The 16353-nt window shown below is 60.1% G+C and carries 20 protein-coding genes, 1 pseudogene and 1 riboswitch; of the genes and pseudogenes, 11 read left to right on the top strand and 10 right to left on the bottom strand.

Annotated features, from left to right (window positions below):
* Positions 1–83: 83 nt before the first annotated feature.
* On the bottom strand, positions 84–716 hold the full coding sequence (locus F0169_RS05975; protein WP_122251447.1) for a LysE family translocator: 633 nt from the start codon (positions 714–716) through the stop codon (positions 84–86).
* An 84-nt stretch (positions 717–800) separates the two neighbouring features.
* On the opposite strand from F0169_RS05975, the gene F0169_RS05970 reads away from it, so the two are divergent.
* The 3 genes from F0169_RS05970 (at position 801) to F0169_RS05960 (ending at position 3638) form a co-directional block, all read left to right on the top strand.
* Positions 801–1766 (top strand): 2-hydroxyacid dehydrogenase, encoded by a 966-nt coding sequence (locus F0169_RS05970; protein ID WP_152745999.1) that lies wholly within the window; start codon positions 801–803, stop codon positions 1764–1766.
* Positions 1767–1796: 30 nt separating this feature from the next.
* Positions 1797–2795: a class I SAM-dependent methyltransferase gene (locus F0169_RS05965; protein WP_152745998.1), complete on the top strand. Its 999-nt coding sequence runs from the start codon at positions 1797–1799 to the stop codon at positions 2793–2795.
* 50 nt (positions 2796–2845) lie between these two features.
* A riboswitch (yybP-ykoY riboswitch) is annotated at positions 2846–2966 on the top strand.
* Positions 2967–3053: 87 nt separating this feature from the next.
* Positions 3054–3638 carry a TMEM165/GDT1 family protein gene (locus tag F0169_RS05960; protein WP_058414294.1) on the top strand — a complete coding sequence of 195 codons (585 nt, stop codon included), beginning with the start codon at positions 3054–3056 and terminating at the stop codon, positions 3636–3638.
* 98 nt (positions 3639–3736) lie between these two features.
* On the opposite strand, the gene F0169_RS05955 is transcribed toward F0169_RS05960, so the two are convergent.
* From F0169_RS05955 to F0169_RS05940, 4 genes are all read right to left on the bottom strand, one after another.
* Entirely contained in the window at positions 3737–4555 is an 819-nt protein-coding gene (locus F0169_RS05955; RefSeq protein ID WP_058414295.1) for a M48 family metallopeptidase, read from the bottom strand.
* Between the two features lie 123 nt (positions 4556–4678).
* Complete coding sequence (locus tag F0169_RS05950) at positions 4679–5299, bottom strand: SOS response-associated peptidase (RefSeq protein WP_058414296.1); 621 nt, start codon at positions 5297–5299, stop codon at positions 4679–4681.
* A 36-nt stretch (positions 5300–5335) separates the two neighbouring features.
* Positions 5336–5596 carry a putative signal transducing protein gene (locus F0169_RS05945; protein ID WP_058414297.1) on the bottom strand — a complete coding sequence of 87 codons (261 nt, stop codon included), beginning with the start codon at positions 5594–5596 and terminating at the stop codon, positions 5336–5338.
* Between the two features lie 11 nt (positions 5597–5607).
* Entirely contained in the window at positions 5608–5790 is a 183-nt protein-coding gene (locus tag F0169_RS05940) for a CPXCG motif-containing cysteine-rich protein (protein ID WP_058414298.1), read from the bottom strand.
* A 130-nt stretch (positions 5791–5920) separates the two neighbouring features.
* Between F0169_RS05940 and F0169_RS05935 the strand changes: the two genes are divergently transcribed.
* Positions 5921–7084, top strand: a complete 1164-nt coding sequence (locus F0169_RS05935) for a 1-acyl-sn-glycerol-3-phosphate acyltransferase (RefSeq protein ID WP_172979346.1) — start codon at positions 5921–5923, stop codon at positions 7082–7084.
* Positions 7085–7297: 213 nt separating this feature from the next.
* On the opposite strand, the gene F0169_RS05930 is transcribed toward F0169_RS05935, so the two are convergent.
* A complete protein-coding gene (locus F0169_RS05930; protein ID WP_058414300.1) occupies positions 7298–7555 on the bottom strand; it encodes a hypothetical protein in 258 nt (85 codons plus the stop codon).
* 183 nt (positions 7556–7738) lie between these two features.
* Here F0169_RS05930 and F0169_RS05925 point away from each other — a divergent pair, with 183 nt between their 5' ends.
* Positions 7739–7948 carry a hypothetical protein gene (locus tag F0169_RS05925; RefSeq protein ID WP_058414301.1) on the top strand — a complete coding sequence of 70 codons (210 nt, stop codon included), beginning with the start codon at positions 7739–7741 and terminating at the stop codon, positions 7946–7948.
* A gap of 57 nt (positions 7949–8005) precedes the next feature.
* Here the strand turns inward: F0169_RS05925 and F0169_RS05920 are convergent, their stop codons facing one another.
* Positions 8006–8590: a YajG family lipoprotein gene (locus F0169_RS05920; RefSeq protein WP_152745997.1), complete on the bottom strand. Its 585-nt coding sequence runs from the start codon at positions 8588–8590 to the stop codon at positions 8006–8008.
* Between the two features lie 182 nt (positions 8591–8772).
* Here F0169_RS05920 and F0169_RS05915 point away from each other — a divergent pair, with 182 nt between their 5' ends.
* The 3 genes and pseudogenes from F0169_RS05915 to mqo all read left to right on the top strand — a co-directional run bounded on the left by F0169_RS05915 (position 8773) and on the right by mqo (position 11237).
* Positions 8773–9006 carry a hypothetical protein gene (locus F0169_RS05915; protein WP_058414303.1) on the top strand — a complete coding sequence of 78 codons (234 nt, stop codon included), beginning with the start codon at positions 8773–8775 and terminating at the stop codon, positions 9004–9006.
* Positions 9007–9552: 546 nt separating this feature from the next.
* The gene (locus F0169_RS27325) at positions 9553–9729 is read left to right on the top strand and encodes a hypothetical protein (RefSeq protein ID WP_158231403.1); all 177 of its coding nucleotides are present in this window, start codon (positions 9553–9555) and stop codon (positions 9727–9729) included.
* Positions 9730–11237: pseudogene (mqo, locus tag F0169_RS05910) on the top strand (malate dehydrogenase (quinone)).
* Between the two features lie 77 nt (positions 11238–11314).
* Here the strand turns inward: mqo and F0169_RS05905 are convergent.
* A complete protein-coding gene (locus F0169_RS05905; RefSeq protein WP_152745996.1) occupies positions 11315–11602 on the bottom strand; it encodes a PA4642 family protein in 288 nt (95 codons plus the stop codon).
* Between the two features lie 165 nt (positions 11603–11767).
* Between F0169_RS05905 and F0169_RS05900 the strand changes: the two genes are divergently transcribed.
* Complete coding sequence (locus F0169_RS05900) at positions 11768–12958, top strand: M20 aminoacylase family protein (protein ID WP_152745995.1); 1191 nt, start codon at positions 11768–11770, stop codon at positions 12956–12958.
* A gap of 23 nt (positions 12959–12981) precedes the next feature.
* On the opposite strand, the gene F0169_RS05895 is transcribed toward F0169_RS05900, so the two are convergent.
* Together F0169_RS05895 and F0169_RS05890 are read right to left on the bottom strand one after the other, a co-directional pair.
* On the bottom strand, positions 12982–13449 hold the full coding sequence (locus F0169_RS05895; protein ID WP_058414307.1) for a WbuC family cupin fold metalloprotein: 468 nt from the start codon (positions 13447–13449) through the stop codon (positions 12982–12984).
* A gap of 3 nt (positions 13450–13452) precedes the next feature.
* Positions 13453–14010, bottom strand: a complete 558-nt coding sequence (locus F0169_RS05890) for a hypoxanthine-guanine phosphoribosyltransferase (RefSeq protein WP_152745994.1) — start codon at positions 14008–14010, stop codon at positions 13453–13455.
* Between the two features lie 165 nt (positions 14011–14175).
* Between F0169_RS05890 and upp the strand changes: the two genes are divergently transcribed.
* Positions 14176–14814: a uracil phosphoribosyltransferase gene (gene upp / locus F0169_RS05885; protein ID WP_058414309.1), complete on the top strand. Its 639-nt coding sequence runs from the start codon at positions 14176–14178 to the stop codon at positions 14812–14814.
* Between the two features lie 2 nt (positions 14815–14816).
* Entirely contained in the window at positions 14817–16091 is a 1275-nt protein-coding gene (locus F0169_RS05880; RefSeq protein WP_058414310.1) for a uracil-xanthine permease family protein, read from the top strand.
* The last annotated feature ends 262 nt before the right edge of the window (positions 16092–16353 follow it).

Genomic DNA, 16353 nt, shown 5'->3' with positions numbered 1-16353 from the left:
AGTTTGACCGAGTTCTGCTTGGGGGATTGGGTCGGCTTTCGGGCGTTGAAAAATACTTGGCTGACACACCGCCAGGGCCCTGGTCATTTCATGCTGGTAAACGCCAGCTTCACACCAATGGCAATCAATACCGCGCCCATGGTTCGATCAAACCAATGCCCCATCCGCGCAAAGCCGGCACGCACGCGCTGCTGGCTGAACAGCATCGCCACCAGACAGAACCACAACGCCGTCGCCACCGCCAGGTACACGCCGTAACCGGCCTGAACCGCCAGCGGCGTGTGCGGGTTGATCACCACAGTGAACAGCGACAGGAAAAACAGCGTGGCTTTAGGGTTTAAACCGTTAGTCACAAAACCTGCGGTAAACGCCCCACGCGGCGTGCGCTCGCCCACTTCAGGCTGCAAATCACCTTCGGCGACAGGTTTGGCTGGCTGCGCGCGCAGGGCCTTGAAGCCGATGTACAGCAAGTACGCCGCCGCCGCCCATTTCAGCGCATTGAACAGCACGATTGATTGCGACACGATCAAACCGATACCGAGCAACGAGTAGCCCACGTGCAGAAAAATCGCCGAACCCACGCCCAGCGCGGTCCAGGTTCCGGCGCGGCGGCCATGGGTCACACTTTCGCGCACCACCACGGCGAAATCCGGGCCAGGGCTGGCCACCGCCAACAAGTGAATCAAGGCTACGGTTAAAAACTCGGCGGCGTACATGCTCACTCCCTTGCGTAACGGATTAACCCATCTGATAGGCTCGGCAGATTACGCCTTAGAACCCTGTCGCAAAAGGTACAGTTGATGACGAACAATCGCCGCGCCGTCTTCCTTGATCACCCGTCGCTGGACCTGGGCGACCTCGACCTCAGCGAGTTGCACAACAGCTTCAGCGAGCTTGAATTGTTTACCGACACCACGCCGCAAAATGTACTGGAGCGCCTGCAAGGCGCCCACGTGGTGATCAGTAACAAGATCGCCCTCACCACGCAAACCCTGGCGGCGTGCCCTGAACTCAAGCTGATTCTGGTGTCGGCCACCGGTACCAATAACGTCGACCTCCAAGCTGCACGCGCCCAGGGTATTACCGTGAGCAATTGCCAGGGCTACGGCACGCCGTCGGTGGCGCAACACACAATCATGCTGTTGCTCAACCTGGCCACACGTTTACAGGACTATCAACGCGACGTCGGCGCCGGCAAGTGGCAACAGGCCAAGCAGTTCTGCCTGCTCGACCATCCGATCGTCGAGCTGCAAGGCAAAACCCTCGGCCTGCTCGGGCATGGCGAACTGGGCAGTGCCGTGGCACGGCTGGCCGAAGCCTTCGGCATGCGCGTGCTGCTCGGCGCGATTCCTGGCCGGCCTGCCCGCGCCGACCGCGTGCCGCTGAATGAACTGCTCGGGCAAGTGGATGCGCTGACCCTGCATTGCCCGCTGAACGAACACACACGCGACTTTATCGGCGCGCGTGAGCTGGCGCTGCTCAAGCCGGGCGCGTTTGTCGTGAACACCGCGCGCGGCGGTTTGATCAACGAACAGGCGCTGGCCGACGCCTTGCGCAGCGGCCATTTGGCCGGCGCGGCCACCGACGTACTCAGCGTGGAGCCGCCAGTGCAGGGCAACCCGCTGCTGGCCGCCGACATCCCTCGGCTGATCGTCACCCCCCACAACGCCTGGGGCAGCCGCGAGGCGCGGCAACGAATCGTCGGCCAATTGGCCGAAAACGCCCGAGGCTTTTTCAGCGGCGCCCCGCTGCGCGTCGTCAGTTGATAAACTGCGCCCCTTTTCAAGGAGCAGACCATGGATCCGCGCAGTGAAGTACTGCTTCGTCAGGCCGAACTTTTTCAAGGCAACGTGCTGCTGGCAGGTTTGCCCGCCGACGACTTGCTCGGCCGCTTGCCCAATGCGCACGGCTGGAGCTGGCATGCCGGTGATCAGGCGGCGCTCGACGCGCGCTTCCCCGAGCGCAGCCAGTTCGGCGTGAACGTGCCCGAGCGGGCATTTGATGCGGCGGTGATTTTCCTGCCCAAGTCCAAAGACCTCACCGACTACCTGCTCAACGCCCTGGCCGCGCGCCTGCCCGGCGCCGAGCTGTACCTGGTGGGCGAGAAAAAAAGCGGTATCGAAAGCGCCGCCAAGCAGATGAGCCCCTTCGGTAAACCGCGCAAGCTGGATAACGCGCGGCACTGCCAACTGTGGCAGATCACCGTGGCCAACGCGCCGCAAGCGGTCGAACTGGAAAGCCTCGCCCAAATCTTCGAGGTGCCGTTGGCCGATGGGCCACTCAAGGTGGTGAGCTTGCCGGGCGTATTCAGCCATGGCCGGCTGGACCGCGGCACGGCGCTGTTGCTGGAGCATCTGGATAAATTGCCCAGCGGCCACTTGCTCGACTTCGGTTGCGGCGCCGGCGTGCTGGGGGCGGCGGTAAAACGCCGGTACCCGCATAACACCGTCACGATGCTCGACGTGGACGCCTTCGCCGCTGCCAGCAGCCGCCTGACATTGGCGGCCAATGGCCTGGAAGCCGAGGTGTTGACCGGTGACGGGATCGACGCTGCGCCGATGGGTTTCAACGCGATTTTGAGCAACCCGCCGTTTCATGTCGGGGTGCACACCGACTATTTAGCGACCGAGAACTTGCTGCGAAAAGCAGGCAAACATCTGGCAAAAGGCGGCGAACTTCGGTTGGTTGCGAACAGTTTCCTGAAGTATCAACCGCTGATCGAAGAGCACTTGGGCGTGTGCGCAGTCAAGGCGCAAGGCCAGGGTTTTCGCATTTATCGTGCCAAGCGGCCCTGAAATATTTTTCCCAATGAAGGCTTGCCGAATGGATTTTGCCTAGGCAGAATCCGCTCCGTCCTAGGGGAGTAGTCTCCCACGAGCCCACGCTCGTCCGGCATACGTCAACATACTTGGTCAACAGACCATGGCGTATGCGACCCAGGAGTCCGCACAGACGGGCCGGGGTTTGACAAGACCTATGACACGCACACCTTACCCGGGGCGGGAAGGCTGTACGTGTCATAGCCGTGTCGACCCGCCCCTGGAACCTACCTGATGCTGGATTCTCTGCTCGTCCCTACCGCAGTCGTTGCCTTGGCCGAAATCGGCGACAAGACGCAATTGCTCGCGCTCATCCTTGCCGCACGCTTTCGCAAACCCTGGCCGATTATCGCCGGTATCGTCGCCGCGACCCTGGCCAACCATGCCGCCGCGGGTGCCGTGGGTGCCTGGTTCGGCAGCTTCTTCTCGGATGCAGTGTTGCACTGGATACTCGCGGCGAGCTTCTGCGCCACGGCACTGTGGACGTTGGTGCCGGACAAACTCGACGATGACGAAGCCAGTACCACACGCAAGTTCGGGCCGTTCCTGACCACGCTGATTGCGTTCTTCCTCGCAGAAATCGGTGACAAAACGCAGATCGCCACGGTGATGCTGGCGGCGCAATACCCGGAGCTGTGGCTGGTGATCATCGGCACCACGCTGGGCATGCTGATTGCCAACGTGCCAGTGGTGTTGGCGGGGAATTTTGCGGCAGACAAACTGCCGTTGACGCTGATCCGTCGACTGGCGGCTACGGCGTTTTTCATCCTCGCAGTGGTGGCGGTCTACAAAGCCATGCAGAGCAGCGGTTGGATCTAGCTTTAAAAGCTGCAAGCTTTAAGCTGCAAGCTGCAAGAAGAAGCAGCGCCGTAGCTTGTAGCTTGCGGCTTGCAGCTTGCAGCTTGAAGTTCGCCCCGTCAGGACTTGCTGGCTTGCTGGTAAAGCGGCATCACTTTCGGAATCGCCGCCTGCAACGAGGCGATTCGGCTGTCGGAAGCCGGGTGCGTGCTCATGAACTCCGGTGGCGAACCCTCCGAGGCCTTGGCCATTTTGTTCCACAACGTGATGGCCGCGTTCGGGTTGTAACCGGCGCGGGCCGACAGTTCGAGGCCGATCAGGTCGGCTTCGTTTTCATTGGCGCGGCTGTTGGGCAAGGTCATGCCGTAGTTGGCCACGGTATCGGCCAACGCCAGGCTGTCCTGGCCCAGACCGAACAGGGCACCGGCGCCCTGCTTGGCCATCTGGATGCCGTAAGCCTTGGACATGGCTTCACGCCCGTGTTCGCGCAGGGCATGCGCGATTTCATGGCCCATCACCGCAGCCAGTTCGTCATCGGTAAGCTTGAGGTTATCGATCAACGCGCTGTACACGAAGATCTTGCCGCCAGGCCCGCAGTTGGCGTTCATCTCGTCGCTTTTGATCAGGTTGACTTCCCACTTCCACTGCGCCGCATCCGGGCGGAAGTTCGGCGCCTGGGCGATCAAGCGGTCGGCAATCGCCTGTACACGCTTGGCGTTGGCGCTGGTCTTGTCGACCATGCCTTTGCCGCTCGCCTCACCCAACGTCTTTTGATAAGACTGGGCATACATCTGGTCGACTTCCTGACTCGACAGCATGCTGAACATGTACTGCTTGCGCTCGACCCCAACGGCCCCGCCGCTGGTGGTATTCACCGACTGGCAACCGGCCAGCAGCAGCGCCGCACACAACCCACTTACGACCAATGACTTCTTCATGAACACGCTCCCTGAAAACATGGCGCGTATCGTAGGCGGTCATTTGTATCGGCGCCAGATACAAAAGACGTGTAACCGCCCAATAACCGATACATCCCACACGCTGACTGAACGCGCGACCTGTCAACCCGGCGTCAAACACTCCGGGCCATTCAATTTCGGATCATTCACCATATTCGCCAGCACGCGCTCGCGCAGCGCCGCCGGCTCACTCGCCAGCAAGCTCTGCAACACCGGCAATGGGGTTTCGGGGTCCAGCCAGGCCGCTTGCCCCGCCGCATCCAGAATCAATGGCCGGCGCTGACTCTGTGCAGCCTGGGTGACCACCGCCGTGCTCAGCCATACCTGCTCCTGCACCGGATACGCTTCCCAGATTGCGGCAAAAAACAGCGTCGAACCTTCACCCGGCGTCAGCCAGTAAGGGCGCTTGCGCAACGTGCCACGCCATTCGTAAAAACCATTGGCCGGCAGCAGGCAGCGGCGCTGACGAAAGGCTTCGCGAAACATCGGTTGCTCAGCGAGGGTTTCTGCGCGGGCGTGAGCCGGGGTGCGCGACAGGTCTGTCAGCCACGGCGGCGTAAGGCCCCAGCGGGCGCGGGCCAGGGTGTGCTGGCCGTCGGTGGCGCGCTGAATCAGCACCGAATCATTGGGGGAGATGTTCCACTGGGCCTGCTGGTCGGCCGGAAAGCCCGGCAAGGCAGCAAACGTGGGGTTCCAGCGAAACAGGGCATAACGTCCACACATGGGGTAACACGACTCTTGGGTAAACCGACCGACAGCCTAACAGACCAACACGTCGGGGAAGCTGTCGGGTTCTTCGCCAGGCAGCGGCTGCGCACCGATGTAGGCGGTAATCAGCTCGCGGGCATAGGCGGCCTGGTCGTTACCGACCTCCAGCCCCAGCAGGCCAAAAATCGGCAGTTCGCCGGTGCCACCGAGCAAATGGCGCCCCACCAGGTGCGCCTCGATGCCCTCGCTGGCGAGCATCTGCTGCAGCAGCTCGCCTTCCATCAGGTTTTCAGGTTCGTAAATTCGCTGCATAGGCGCACCTGTCAGTCGTTCTCGGCATGGACTTCAAGCATCCATTCTTGCCCATCCGTTTGCAGGGTGAAATTAATCGGCCGGCAACACACCGGGCAGTCCTCTATGTATGACTGATCGCCACCAGAAAGGTCCAACACCGCCTCGGCGGGCTCACCACAATAAGGACAATCGTACGGCTCGGTTTCCAGCATCACGGTCTCCCAAGTGACTTGTGCGTATAATCGCCGGTCTATTTACAGGGCTATTCCCGGCAGAGCCAAACTTTTGCCGCCTGCCGATATTTCCTTTACTTACCCTAGCCGTTTCTAACAAGAGAGCATGATGGGCGAATTCGATACCATCCGACCTTACAACGACAGCGAAGTCCCGGCAGTGCTGGCACGTTTGTTCAGTGACAAGGCCTTTCTAGACATCCTGACCCATTTCCGCTTCCCGCGGTTCGCAGGCGCCCTGGGCTGGTTGCTCAAGCCTATGATCGCGCGCAAATTACGCCGTGAGTTCGCCGGCGTCACCACGGTGGCGACCCTACAGGACAAAGTCGAGTATTACGTCGACCACACCATCGACCGTGCAACCGACGGGGTGACCTACACCGGCGTCGAGCAGCTCAAGTCGGGCACCGCGTACCTGTTTTTGGCCAACCACCGCGACATCGTAATGGACCCGGCCTTCGTCAACTACGCGGTCTACCACGCTGGCCTGCCAACACCGCGCATCGCGATCGGCGACAATTTGCTGCAAAAGCCATTTGTCAGCGACCTGATGCGCCTGAACAAGAGTTTTATCGTGCACCGCTCGATCACCGGGCGAAAGGAAAAAATGGCGGCGTTCAATTTGCTGTCGGCCTATATCAACCATTCGATCCGCAACGATTGCCAGTCGATCTGGATAGCCCAGGCCGAAGGCCGTGCCAAGGATGGCGATGATCGCACCGAGTCGGCGATCCTCAAGATGTTCCACGTCAGCCGCAAAGACGAGCCGTTCGCCGAGGTGATCCAGTCGTTGAACCTGACGCCGGTGTCGATCAGCTACGAATACGACCCGTGCGACACCGCCAAAGCCCGCGAGCTGTATATCCGCGCCACCACCGGCACCTACAGCAAAGCGCCCGGCGAGGACGATGTGAGCATTGCCTTGGGCATCACCGGCTACAAGGGCCGCGTGCACGTGAACTTTGCACCGCCGATCACCGAGCGTTTCGAAGACACCAAGGTGCTGGCCATAGAAATGGATCGGCAGATTCTCGGCGGTTATCGGTTATTCCCGGTGCACTACCTGGCGTACGCGCAGTGGAGCGACGCCGATCCGCAATTGCAGGTGCCCACCGCAGCCGACGTATTCCCGGCCGACGAGTTGGCCAAGGCGACAGCGGAGTGGGAGCGGCGCTTGAACCAATGCCCGCCCGAGCATCGGCCGTATCTGGTGGTGCAATACGCCACGCCCGTGCGTAACCAGTACCGGGTAAAGGCAGGGCTAGCCCTGTAAAAAAATGTGTAGGAGCAAGCCTGTGCGGAAGCAGGCTTGTGTAGGAGCAGGCCTGTGTGGAAGCGGGCTTGTGTGGGAGCGGGCTTGCTCGCGATAGCCTCAACTCGGCACACCTGATGTACCGAGCGGTTTGCATCGCAACGGGACGCAGAGCGCCCAGGTCGGCGCATTACCACGCAGAGCGTGGGAACGATCATGGCTTGTGCAGCCCCCTCAGAGGTGCGCACTAACCCAGGACACCACCAGCGCCAGCCCAAGGCAAGCAAACCCCACGCGATAAGCCAACCGGTGCGCCCGTTCGGTACGCACATCCAGAAACAACATCGGCTGATCAATCGCGCGCTCTTCACTCTGCGCGGTCAAGTCCGCCATCGCACGTTGCTCACGCAAACGCGTCACAGACAGCAGCGCCGCCCCCGGGCAGGCCACCAATAAAGCCACAGCATTGATCAGCAGTGCGGACAGCGCCATCGCAAACCTCGGTGCATCAGTGTCTGGGTATCGATTCAGATACAAACCTGAACGACAGTGGCGTCCCTCCACTTAAACGCTCCCTTCCCCACTCGCCAATAATGTATCGAGTAATTTACAGCGTCACCTGAACGTCACCTTAACAAGCCACTCTGTTGCCCTTCGAACGCTCGGGAGCTTGTCATGCTGCATGCGCAAAACCAGGATCGGCTGTATCTGATCGCCCAAAACGATGAGCAGGAAGCGTTGGTCGGCGGCCTCGCTTTCAACGTTCAGGATCGCCACTGGCTGGTCTATTGCGCACTCGGCGGGCACCAACATGCCGATCTGCCGGAGCTGGATTTGCTGACGGGCGTGAGCATGCTGGACTTCTACGTAGAAACGGCTGCCTGAAAGCGCCAGGCGTAAAAAAACCGGGCTCATTGCTGAGCCCGGTTTTTTTTGCAGCGGTTACTGCGCGCCAAGCAACTGGCCGATGCTCGGGTCTTTGAACAGGCGAGTCAGGGCGTCACTCAGCACGTCGCTGACCAACTTGGTATTGGTCTCCTCGTTAGGCGACATACCGAAGCGCTGATTCAGCGAGGCAGCATAACGGCCGCTGTAGCGACGAGTGCCGGCACTGACGTCAGACTTGAACGTCGCGCCGATAGACGCTTCAGTCACATACAGGCCCTGTTTGGGCGACTGGTACTTGAGTTCGGCCAGGGTGACGGTCAATTGCGGCGCGCCCGGCGAGTTGGTTGGGGTGAACCCCAGCAGGCGCACGGCGGCTTCAGCCTGGGCTTGCAGCTTGGGCAGCACATCCTGGCCGGTCACCGAAATAAGCGCAGTCTCCGGGTACAGGCCGCCACGCGAACCCAGGGTCGGCGACGGGCGACCATCCACTACCCGCACCGACACTGGCTGGCCGTGGCCCACAGCCGCCAACTGTGCGGTGACTTTAGGTTGCGGGCTGAGTTGTTGCGGGCTGTTGGCGCAGCCAACCAGGGTCAAACTGGTCACAGTGATCAAACCGAACAACAGGCGTTGCAACATACTCATTTCTCCAGGACTAGATGCAAACAGGCCGCCAGTATAACGGTGCACGCGCGCCACTCACCAGCCATCCTGAACGGCAGCTGAAGCGATGCTCAAATTACAATTTCGCATAAATCCGTCATTCGAGTGTCATGGCAGACTGACAAGCTCTGAGCATGTAACGAAACAGGTACACCGCCATGCGCCTTCTCAAGTCATTGTTTATGCAACACCCTCGTCACCGCAACTACGCGTTGCTTGATGCGCGCGGCTATTGCCTGGCGTTCAAGCAGTGCACCCTGCCGCCTGTCGGCGAAGGCTGGGTGGAAGTGTCGGAGACTCATATCGGCTGGATGCACCGCCCGCTGCCGACGAGTGCCCGGGTCAGCCCCAAGGTAATGCACGCGCAAACCCGACACTCGATGGCTTCCTGACCGCAGCGCTAATAAAAGTCATAAAACACGCCCATTTCCCCAGCGTTCTTCGCTACAATCTCCCCCCGATTATAAGGACGTCTCCTGATCGGGCCTCGCAGCATCGTTAATGCCTCGGCATTAGCCCCAAAATCGCCCACAGAGAGCCGCCCACACAGATCGAGTGAAGCTGGCGCGCTTGCTGTTTTTTTGCAAACCTCCCCTCTTTACCGAATCTGCCAGAGCTGCCATTGCGCTCGGCCACTTGAGTTGTTTGCCCGTTTTGCCGCGCGTCGGCAGAGGTTTGCGGGCCAGGTGCCAGGCTGGGCAGCCCTTTTTTGAGGTTCACGTCTTCAAAAGAGCGTGAAAAAACGGGTTTTCACAACTTCACAAGAGTGTGGCGAGCAAATGAATAGTTTGGCGTTTGTACAAGCACCATCAGCGTCTGGAACAGCCCAACCACACAGGACCGAGCACGCCTCAAACACCGGAGCTTGAGCCTGTCCGCTACGGATTGATTGCACAAATCGCACGCGTTGACCATAAGTCGAATTGCCACAGGCGCCCATGAATGCGTTCATAGGCAAATTAGCCCGGCAGGACGCGTGCGCTGAAGTTGCAAAGAATTGCGAATCGGACATGGCGATCCTGGCCATGGGTAACCTGGGGCAATACGTGAACCGCCCCGTCACTCCTGGCAGCCATGCCGACAATTTGGTGCTGCAGATTTTGGAGACGCGTTAAATGGCGCATAACGAAGCAGTCGACGTAGTACTGGTTGGGGCCGGCATCATGAGTGCCACCCTGGCCGTACTGCTCAAAGAGCTCGACCCCGGCCTTACGCTGGAAGTCGTTGAGCTGATGGATTCGGGTGCCGCGGAAAGTTCCAACCCGTGGAACAACGCCGGTACGGCCACGCCGGCCTGTGTGAGCTGAACTACACCCCGCAGGCGGGCGACGGTTCTATCGACATCAAAAAAGCGGTGCACATCAACACTCAGTTTGAGGTGTCGAAGCAGTTCTGGGCGTACCTGACCAAAAAGAGCACCTTTGGCTCGTCCAAATCCTTTATCAGCCCGGTGCCGCACTTGAGTTTCGTGCAGGGCGAAAAAGGCGTGTCCTTCCTCAAGAAGCGTTTTGAAACCCTCAGCCAGCACCATGCGTTCTCGGACATGCACTACACCGAAGACCGTAACGAGATGGCCGAGTGGATGCCGCTGATGATGCCGGGCCGCCCGCTCGACGAAAAAATCGCTGCCACCCGCGTGATGAACGGCACCGACGTCAACTTTGGCGCACTCACCAATCAGTTGCTCAGCCACCTGAGCAGCGCGCCGGACGCCCAGGTCAAGTACAACAAACGCGTGACCGGCCTCACGCGTAACGGCGCGGGCTGGACCGTGAGCATCAAGGACGTCAACACGGGCGACAGCCGTGAAATCGACGCCAAGTTCGTCTTCCTCGGCGCCGGTGGCGCGGCGCTGCCGCTGCTGCAAGCCTCGGGCATTGAAGAAAGCAAAGGTTTTGGCGGTTTCCCGGTCAGCGGCCAGTGGCTGCGTTGCGATAACCCGCAAGTGGTCAAACACCACCAGGCCAAGGTCTACAGCCAGGCTGCGGTGGGTTCGCCGCCCATGTCCGTGCCGCATTTGGACACGCGTGTGGTCGATGGCAAAAAGTCCCTGCTGTTCGGACCGTATGCCGGTTTCACCACCAAGTTCCTCAAGCACGGCTCGTTCCTTGACCTGCCACTGTCGATTCGCGCCGGTAACATCGGCCCAATGCTGGCCGTGGCCCGCGACAACATGGACCTGACCAAGTACCTGGTCAGCGAAGTACGCCAGTCGATGGAACAGCGCCTGGAATCGCTGCGCCGGTTCTACCCCGAAGCGAAAGCTGAAGACTGGCGCCTGGAAGTGGCCGGCCAACGCGTGCAGATCATCAAGAAAGACCCGAAAAAAGGCGGCGTGCTGCAATTTGGCACCGAGCTGGTCGCGGCCAAAGACGGCTCGCTGGCAGCGCTGCTGGGCGCCTCCCCGGGCGCATCGGTCACCGTGTCGATCATGCTGGAACTGATCGAACGCTGCTTCCCGGCCAAAACTGCCGGTGAGTGGGCGGCCAAGCTGCAAGAGATTTTCCCGGCGCGCGAAAAACTGCTGGAAACCGATGCAGAGCTGTATCGCAAGGTTAATGCGCAGAACAACATCAGCCTGGAACTGGTTGAGCAAAGCAACGAGGCCGAAAGCTACGCTTGAGGCTGCCTCCTGCGGGAGGGCAATAAAAAACGCCCGGGGCTCATGATGAGCGTCGGGCGTTTTTTTATGCCCGGGAATCAGCCGCGGGCTTTTTCGATCAGCTCGATGTACTCGGCGGCGTGGCGCTGGTCCTTGATCATTTCAACAAACGTCTGGCCGTGCTCGTCCTTGCCGTCGAGGTCCAGGCCGGCTTCCCTGAAAAAGCCCAGGAAACGCTCAAAGTCATCAATACGCAGGCCACGGTAGGCCTTGATCAGTTTGTGCAGGGACGGTGAAGTCGCGTCAACCGGCTCGAAAGCCAGGAACAACTTGATTTGATCGTCGCCGATCTCGTCACCAATCACCTGTTGCTTATCTTTACGCATTACCGACTCCAGCCTGCAGACATTTACACGGGGCCTGAAGTCTACCTGCGGGGCGCGAGCTTGTGTAGGCGCCGGTAGCAGACACGTTTAGTTGCACTACCTTGCACCCTGTTCCCTTCGCACCCTGTAGCGTTTGGGCTCCCCCAAAACAAGAAGAATCCAAAAATGCCTTTGAATCCAGTCGCGGCCATCGAACCCTACCTTACAGAACTCACCGCACTGAGGCGTGACCTGCACGCCCACCCCGAACTGGGCTTTGACGAACACAGGACCTCAAAAATTGTTGCGACCTTTTTGCAGGCGCTGGGCATTGACGTTCACCTGGGGCTGGCGGGCACCGGTGTCGTAGGGGTTATTCATGGCGCCAAACCTGGCCCGAGCATGGGCCTGCGAGCCGACATGGATTGCCTGCCGATGCGTGAGGCCAATGAATTCGCGCATCGCTCGGTGCACCCCGGCCTGATGCATGCCTGTGGCCATGACGGGCACACGGTGATGCTGCTGGCGGCGGCCCGCTACCTCGCGCAAACACGCCAATTCAGCGGCACTGCGGTGGTGATCTTCCAGCCCGCCGAAGAAGGCGACGGCGGTGCACAGGTGATGATCGAGCAAGGCTTATTCGAACGTTTCCCGGTAGATTCGGTGTACGCCCTGCACAACAACCCGGACTACCCGGCCGGGGTGATTGCGGTTCAGCCCGGCCCTGTAGAAGCCGCGGCAGACAGCTTTGAAATGGTGGTAATCGGTCGCGGCGGGCATGCCGCGATCCCGCATATGGCCATCGACCCGGTGTTGGTCGCCAGCCATATTGTCGTTGCGCTGCAGAGCATCGTCAGCCGCAACCTGCACCCGCTGGAAGCCGGTGTCATCACGGTCGCCAGCCTGGAAACCAGCCAGCACTCAGCCAATAACGTTATCCCGGCCCACGTGAAGATGATTGGAACCGCGCGCAGCTTTACCGAGGCCAACCGCGACCTGCTGGAAAGGCGAATGGGTGAAATTGCCCGGTCTATCGCGACGGCGTTTGGTGCGACACTGACTTTTCACTACCAGCGCGGTTACCCGGCAACGGTTAACCACGCCAAAGAGGCACTGTTTGCCGCCGACGTTGCACGCAGCCTGGTCGGCAGCGCAAACGTCAGGTGCAATGAGCCGCTGACCATGGGCGCCGAAGACTTTTCGTACATGCTGCAAGCCCGGCCGGGGGCATACATCTACCTTGGCCAGGGTGGCGCGCACAGCGACGGAGCAGGCAATTGCCAACTGCACAATGACCGTTACGACTTCAACGACAACGTTATTGCGCTGGGTGCCGGGCTTTTGGCCTCATTGGTGGAGCAAGGGCTACCGCGATAACTGTTGGCAACTCAGCCGACGGCTCAATCGAACTGAGCGCGCATCCAGCGCTGATACTCGGCAACGCCGCTATCGCCTTCGCGCGGCGCCCAGTCCGCCAACTCGCCCTCGCCCACCGGACGGTACGGCCCGGCCTTGCATTCGAACATCACGGTGTCGGGCGCAAGCACCACCAGGCCGTGGAACACGCCCGGCGGCACATCGACGCCCGCGCACTCGCCGCCCGCTTGCATGACGCGCTTGGCGAGCACTTCGCCGGTCTCGCTGAAAACCAACAAACCCAGGCTGCCCTTGAGCACCAGCAAAGACTCCGCCTTGTCTGCGCTCAGGTGCCGGTGCGGCGGCACATAAGTGCTCGGCTGCAGCGCGACGGCCAGGCGATGGCACGGCTCTTCCATCTGGTGAAAGTTGTGATGATGCCGGCCACGCGGGCTTTCGGTGGCCTTCTCGGCCAGCTCGGCAAACAGGGTCTGATCAAGAAAGCGCACCATCAATTACATTCCTTTAACGGCGTAGATGCCATTGGCGTTACGCCAGTAGCCTTTATAGTCCATGCCATAACCGAAGATGTAGCGGTCGATGCACGGCAGGCCCACGTAATCGGCTTTCAGGTCCGGCCGGGCTTTGCGGTCGTGGTCTTTGTCGATCAGCACGGCGGTGTGCACGTTGCGCGCGCCGGCGTGTTTGCAGAAGTCGATGATCGCGCCCAGGGTGTGACCTTCATCGAGGATGTCGTCAATGATCAGCACATCGCGGTCGATGAACGAGACTTCCGGCTTGGCTTTCCAGAACAGGTCGCCGCCGGTGGTTTCGTTGCGGTAACGCGTCGCGTGCAGGTAAGACGCTTCCAGCGGAAACCGCAGATGCGTGAGCAATTTGCCGGCGAAGATCAGGCCACCGTTCATCACACAAAAGACCACTGGGTTGGTGTCGGCCATTTCACGCGTGATGTGCGCGCCAACCTTGGCGATCGCTGCTTCGACTTGCGCTTCGCTGTACAGGCAGTCAGCCTCGCGCATGATTTGACGGATATGCTCGAGATCAGCGGACATGGCGCTCTCCAAGGTGGATGCTGTGGCAAGAAAAGCGGGCAAAGGTACGCATGTGAGGCGCAACGTTCAAGCCTTAATGGACTAACGTACTAGATGTCTATAGGACAACACCCTCGGATAGATTAATCTAAGCCGGTTTTTTTGCCCGCCGCCGGAGCCTTTCCCATGCCCACTCGCGAGATCCGCCACCCGCTGATCCGACACAAACTCGGCCTTATGCGCCGCGCCGACATTAGCACCAAGAACTTCCGTGAGCTTGCTCAGGAAGTCGGAGCGCTGCTCACTTACGAAGCCACCAAAGATTTGCCCCTGGAAAGCTACGAGATTGCTGGCTGGGCCGGCACCGTACAGGTCGAGAAAATCGCCGGTAAAAAAATTACCGTGGTGCCGATTCTGCGTGCAGGCATCGGCATGCTCGAAGGCGTACTCAGCCTGATTCCGGGCGCCAAAGTCAGCGCCGTAGGCGTGGCCCGCAATGAAGAAACCTTGCAGGCGCACACGTACCTGGAAAAACTCGTCCCGGAAATCAACGAGCGTCTGGCAATGATCATCGACCCGATGCTCGCCACCGGCAGCTCCATGGTTGCCACGATCGACCTGCTGAAAAAGGCCGGTTGCAAAGACATCCGCGCCATGGTGCTGGTAGCTGCGCCCGAAGGCATCGCCGCCGTCGAGAAGGCCCACCCGGACGTGCAAATCTACACCGCCTCGATTGATGAACGCCTCAACGAACACGGCTACATCATCCCGGGCCTTGGCGATGCCGGTGACAAGATCTTCGGCACCAAGCAGAAGGACGCGTGAGCATGCAGGATGATTTCAATGACCCGCTTTGGCGCCAGATCCTGTCTGGCGCACAAATGCTCTTCGTAGCATTTGGCGCGCTGGTGTTGATGCCGCTGATCACCGGTCTGGATCCAAACGTTGCACTGTTCACCGCGGGCCTGGGCACGTTGCTGTTCCAGGTAGTGACCGGGCGCCAGGTGCCGGTATTTTTGGCATCAAGCTTTGCGTTTATCACGCCGATCATTCTCGCCAAGGGCCAGTTCGGCCTTGCTGCGACCATGGGCGGGGTGATGGCGGCGGGTTTCGTTTATACCTTTCTGGGCTTGGCGGTGAAGATCAAAGGCACCGGTTTTATCGACCGGCTGCTGCCGCCGGTGGTCATCGGGCCGGTGATCATCTCCATCGGCCTGGCCATGGCGCCGATCGCCGCGAACATGGCGATGGGTAAATCCGGCGACGGGGCCGAGTTGATCCATTACCAGACGGCGATGCTGATTTCGATGCCGGCGCTGCTGACCACGCTGATCGTGGCGGTGTTCGGCAAAGGTATTTTCCGCCTGGTGCCGATCATCTCCGGCGTGCTGGTCGGCTTTGCCATGGCGTTCTACTTTGGCGTGGTCGACACGGCGAAGATCGCCGCCGCACCCTGGTTCGCCCTGCCCCACTTCACCGCGCCGGAGTTCAACTGGCAGGCGATTCTGTTCATCGTCCCGGTGGCCCTGGCCCCGGCCATTGAGCATATCGGCGGTGTGATTGCGGTGGGCAGCGTGACCGGTCGCGACTACCTGAAAAAGCCAGGCTTGCACCGCACCTTACTGGGTGACGGCATCGCCACGACGGCTGCCGGCCTGTTTGGTGGCCCGCCGAACACCACGTACGCCGAAGTCACGGGCGCCGTGATGCTGACCAAGAACTACAACCCGAAAATCATGACTTGGGCGGCGGTGTTTGCCATCAGCCTGGCGTTTATCGGCAAGTTCGGCGCACTGCTGCAGAGCATCCCGGTGCCGGTGATGGGCGGCATTCTGTGCCTGCTGTTCGGCTCGATTGCGGCGGTGGGCATGAACACGCTGATCCGCCACAAGATCGACCTCGGCGAAGCGCGCAACCTGGTGATTGTGTCGGTAACCCTGGTATTCGGTATTGGCGGTGTGCTGGTCGGCACCGGCACCGGCCCGGATGACTTCGGCCTCAAGGGCATCGCCCTGTGTGCGGTGGTGGCGATTGGTTTGAACCTGCTGCTGCCGGGCAATGACGGCTGGAAGAACAAAAAGCCGGATGAGCCGCTGCTATAACTGACGCCGCGAAACCAACTGTGGGGGCAACCCCACTCTTGGCAAACTACAAATAAGCTATTGTTTTTGCTATTAAAATTTATTCAGGTTTGTGGCTTGGATTTTGAGCGCATATCCGTTGTTTGGGCGATAACTGGTATGGGTTCCGCCCTTACGGCGGGTCACTTTGCACGCGGCCTGAAAGCCGACCTGAGTGGTTGAAGCCAGATCAAGGGCGGGTTTTGCATACACGGGCTAGATCCGCTTTTTTTTGCTTTCGTGT

Source organism: Pseudomonas kitaguniensis, from assembly GCF_009296165.1.
In the GTDB taxonomy this organism is placed as follows: domain Bacteria; phylum Pseudomonadota; class Gammaproteobacteria; order Pseudomonadales; family Pseudomonadaceae; genus Aquipseudomonas; species Aquipseudomonas kitaguniensis.
Note: the sequence above shows the minus strand (reverse complement) of the source record. Positions and strands in the feature narration are given on the sequence as shown.

Coding starts and splice junctions, on each gene's coding strand:
- F0169_RS05945 (WP_058414297.1), bottom strand. CDS start 5,596: ATGCAGCGAATTTACGAACCTGAAAACCTGATGGAAGGCGAGCTGCTG.
- F0169_RS05970 (WP_152745999.1), top strand. CDS start 801: ATGACGAACAATCGCCGCGCCGTCTTCCTTGATCACCCGTCGCTGGAC.
- upp (WP_058414309.1), top strand. CDS start 14,176: ATGCCCACTCGCGAGATCCGCCACCCGCTGATCCGACACAAACTCGGC.
- F0169_RS05960 (WP_058414294.1), top strand. CDS start 3,054: ATGCTGGATTCTCTGCTCGTCCCTACCGCAGTCGTTGCCTTGGCCGAA.
- F0169_RS05935 (WP_172979346.1), top strand. CDS start 5,921: ATGGGCGAATTCGATACCATCCGACCTTACAACGACAGCGAAGTCCCG.
- F0169_RS05915 (WP_058414303.1), top strand. CDS start 8,773: ATGCGCCTTCTCAAGTCATTGTTTATGCAACACCCTCGTCACCGCAAC.
- F0169_RS05920 (WP_152745997.1), bottom strand. CDS start 8,590: ATGTTGCAACGCCTGTTGTTCGGTTTGATCACTGTGACCAGTTTGACC.
- F0169_RS05965 (WP_152745998.1), top strand. CDS start 1,797: ATGGATCCGCGCAGTGAAGTACTGCTTCGTCAGGCCGAACTTTTTCAA.
- F0169_RS27325 (WP_158231403.1), top strand. CDS start 9,553: ATGAATGCGTTCATAGGCAAATTAGCCCGGCAGGACGCGTGCGCTGAA.
- F0169_RS05930 (WP_058414300.1), bottom strand. CDS start 7,555: ATGGCGCTGTCCGCACTGCTGATCAATGCTGTGGCTTTATTGGTGGCC.
- F0169_RS05940 (WP_058414298.1), bottom strand. CDS start 5,790: ATGCTGGAAACCGAGCCGTACGATTGTCCTTATTGTGGTGAGCCCGCC.
- F0169_RS05890 (WP_152745994.1), bottom strand. CDS start 14,010: ATGTCCGCTGATCTCGAGCATATCCGTCAAATCATGCGCGAGGCTGAC.
- F0169_RS05905 (WP_152745996.1), bottom strand. CDS start 11,602: ATGCGTAAAGATAAGCAACAGGTGATTGGTGACGAGATCGGCGACGAT.
- F0169_RS05925 (WP_058414301.1), top strand. CDS start 7,739: ATGCTGCATGCGCAAAACCAGGATCGGCTGTATCTGATCGCCCAAAAC.
- F0169_RS05895 (WP_058414307.1), bottom strand. CDS start 13,449: ATGGTGCGCTTTCTTGATCAGACCCTGTTTGCCGAGCTGGCCGAGAAG.
- F0169_RS05900 (WP_152745995.1), top strand. CDS start 11,768: ATGCCTTTGAATCCAGTCGCGGCCATCGAACCCTACCTTACAGAACTC.
- F0169_RS05955 (WP_058414295.1), bottom strand. CDS start 4,555: ATGAAGAAGTCATTGGTCGTAAGTGGGTTGTGTGCGGCGCTGCTGCTG.
- F0169_RS05880 (WP_058414310.1), top strand. CDS start 14,817: ATGCAGGATGATTTCAATGACCCGCTTTGGCGCCAGATCCTGTCTGGC.
- F0169_RS05950 (WP_058414296.1), bottom strand. CDS start 5,299: ATGTGTGGACGTTATGCCCTGTTTCGCTGGAACCCCACGTTTGCTGCC.
- F0169_RS05975 (WP_122251447.1), bottom strand. CDS start 716: ATGTACGCCGCCGAGTTTTTAACCGTAGCCTTGATTCACTTGTTGGCG.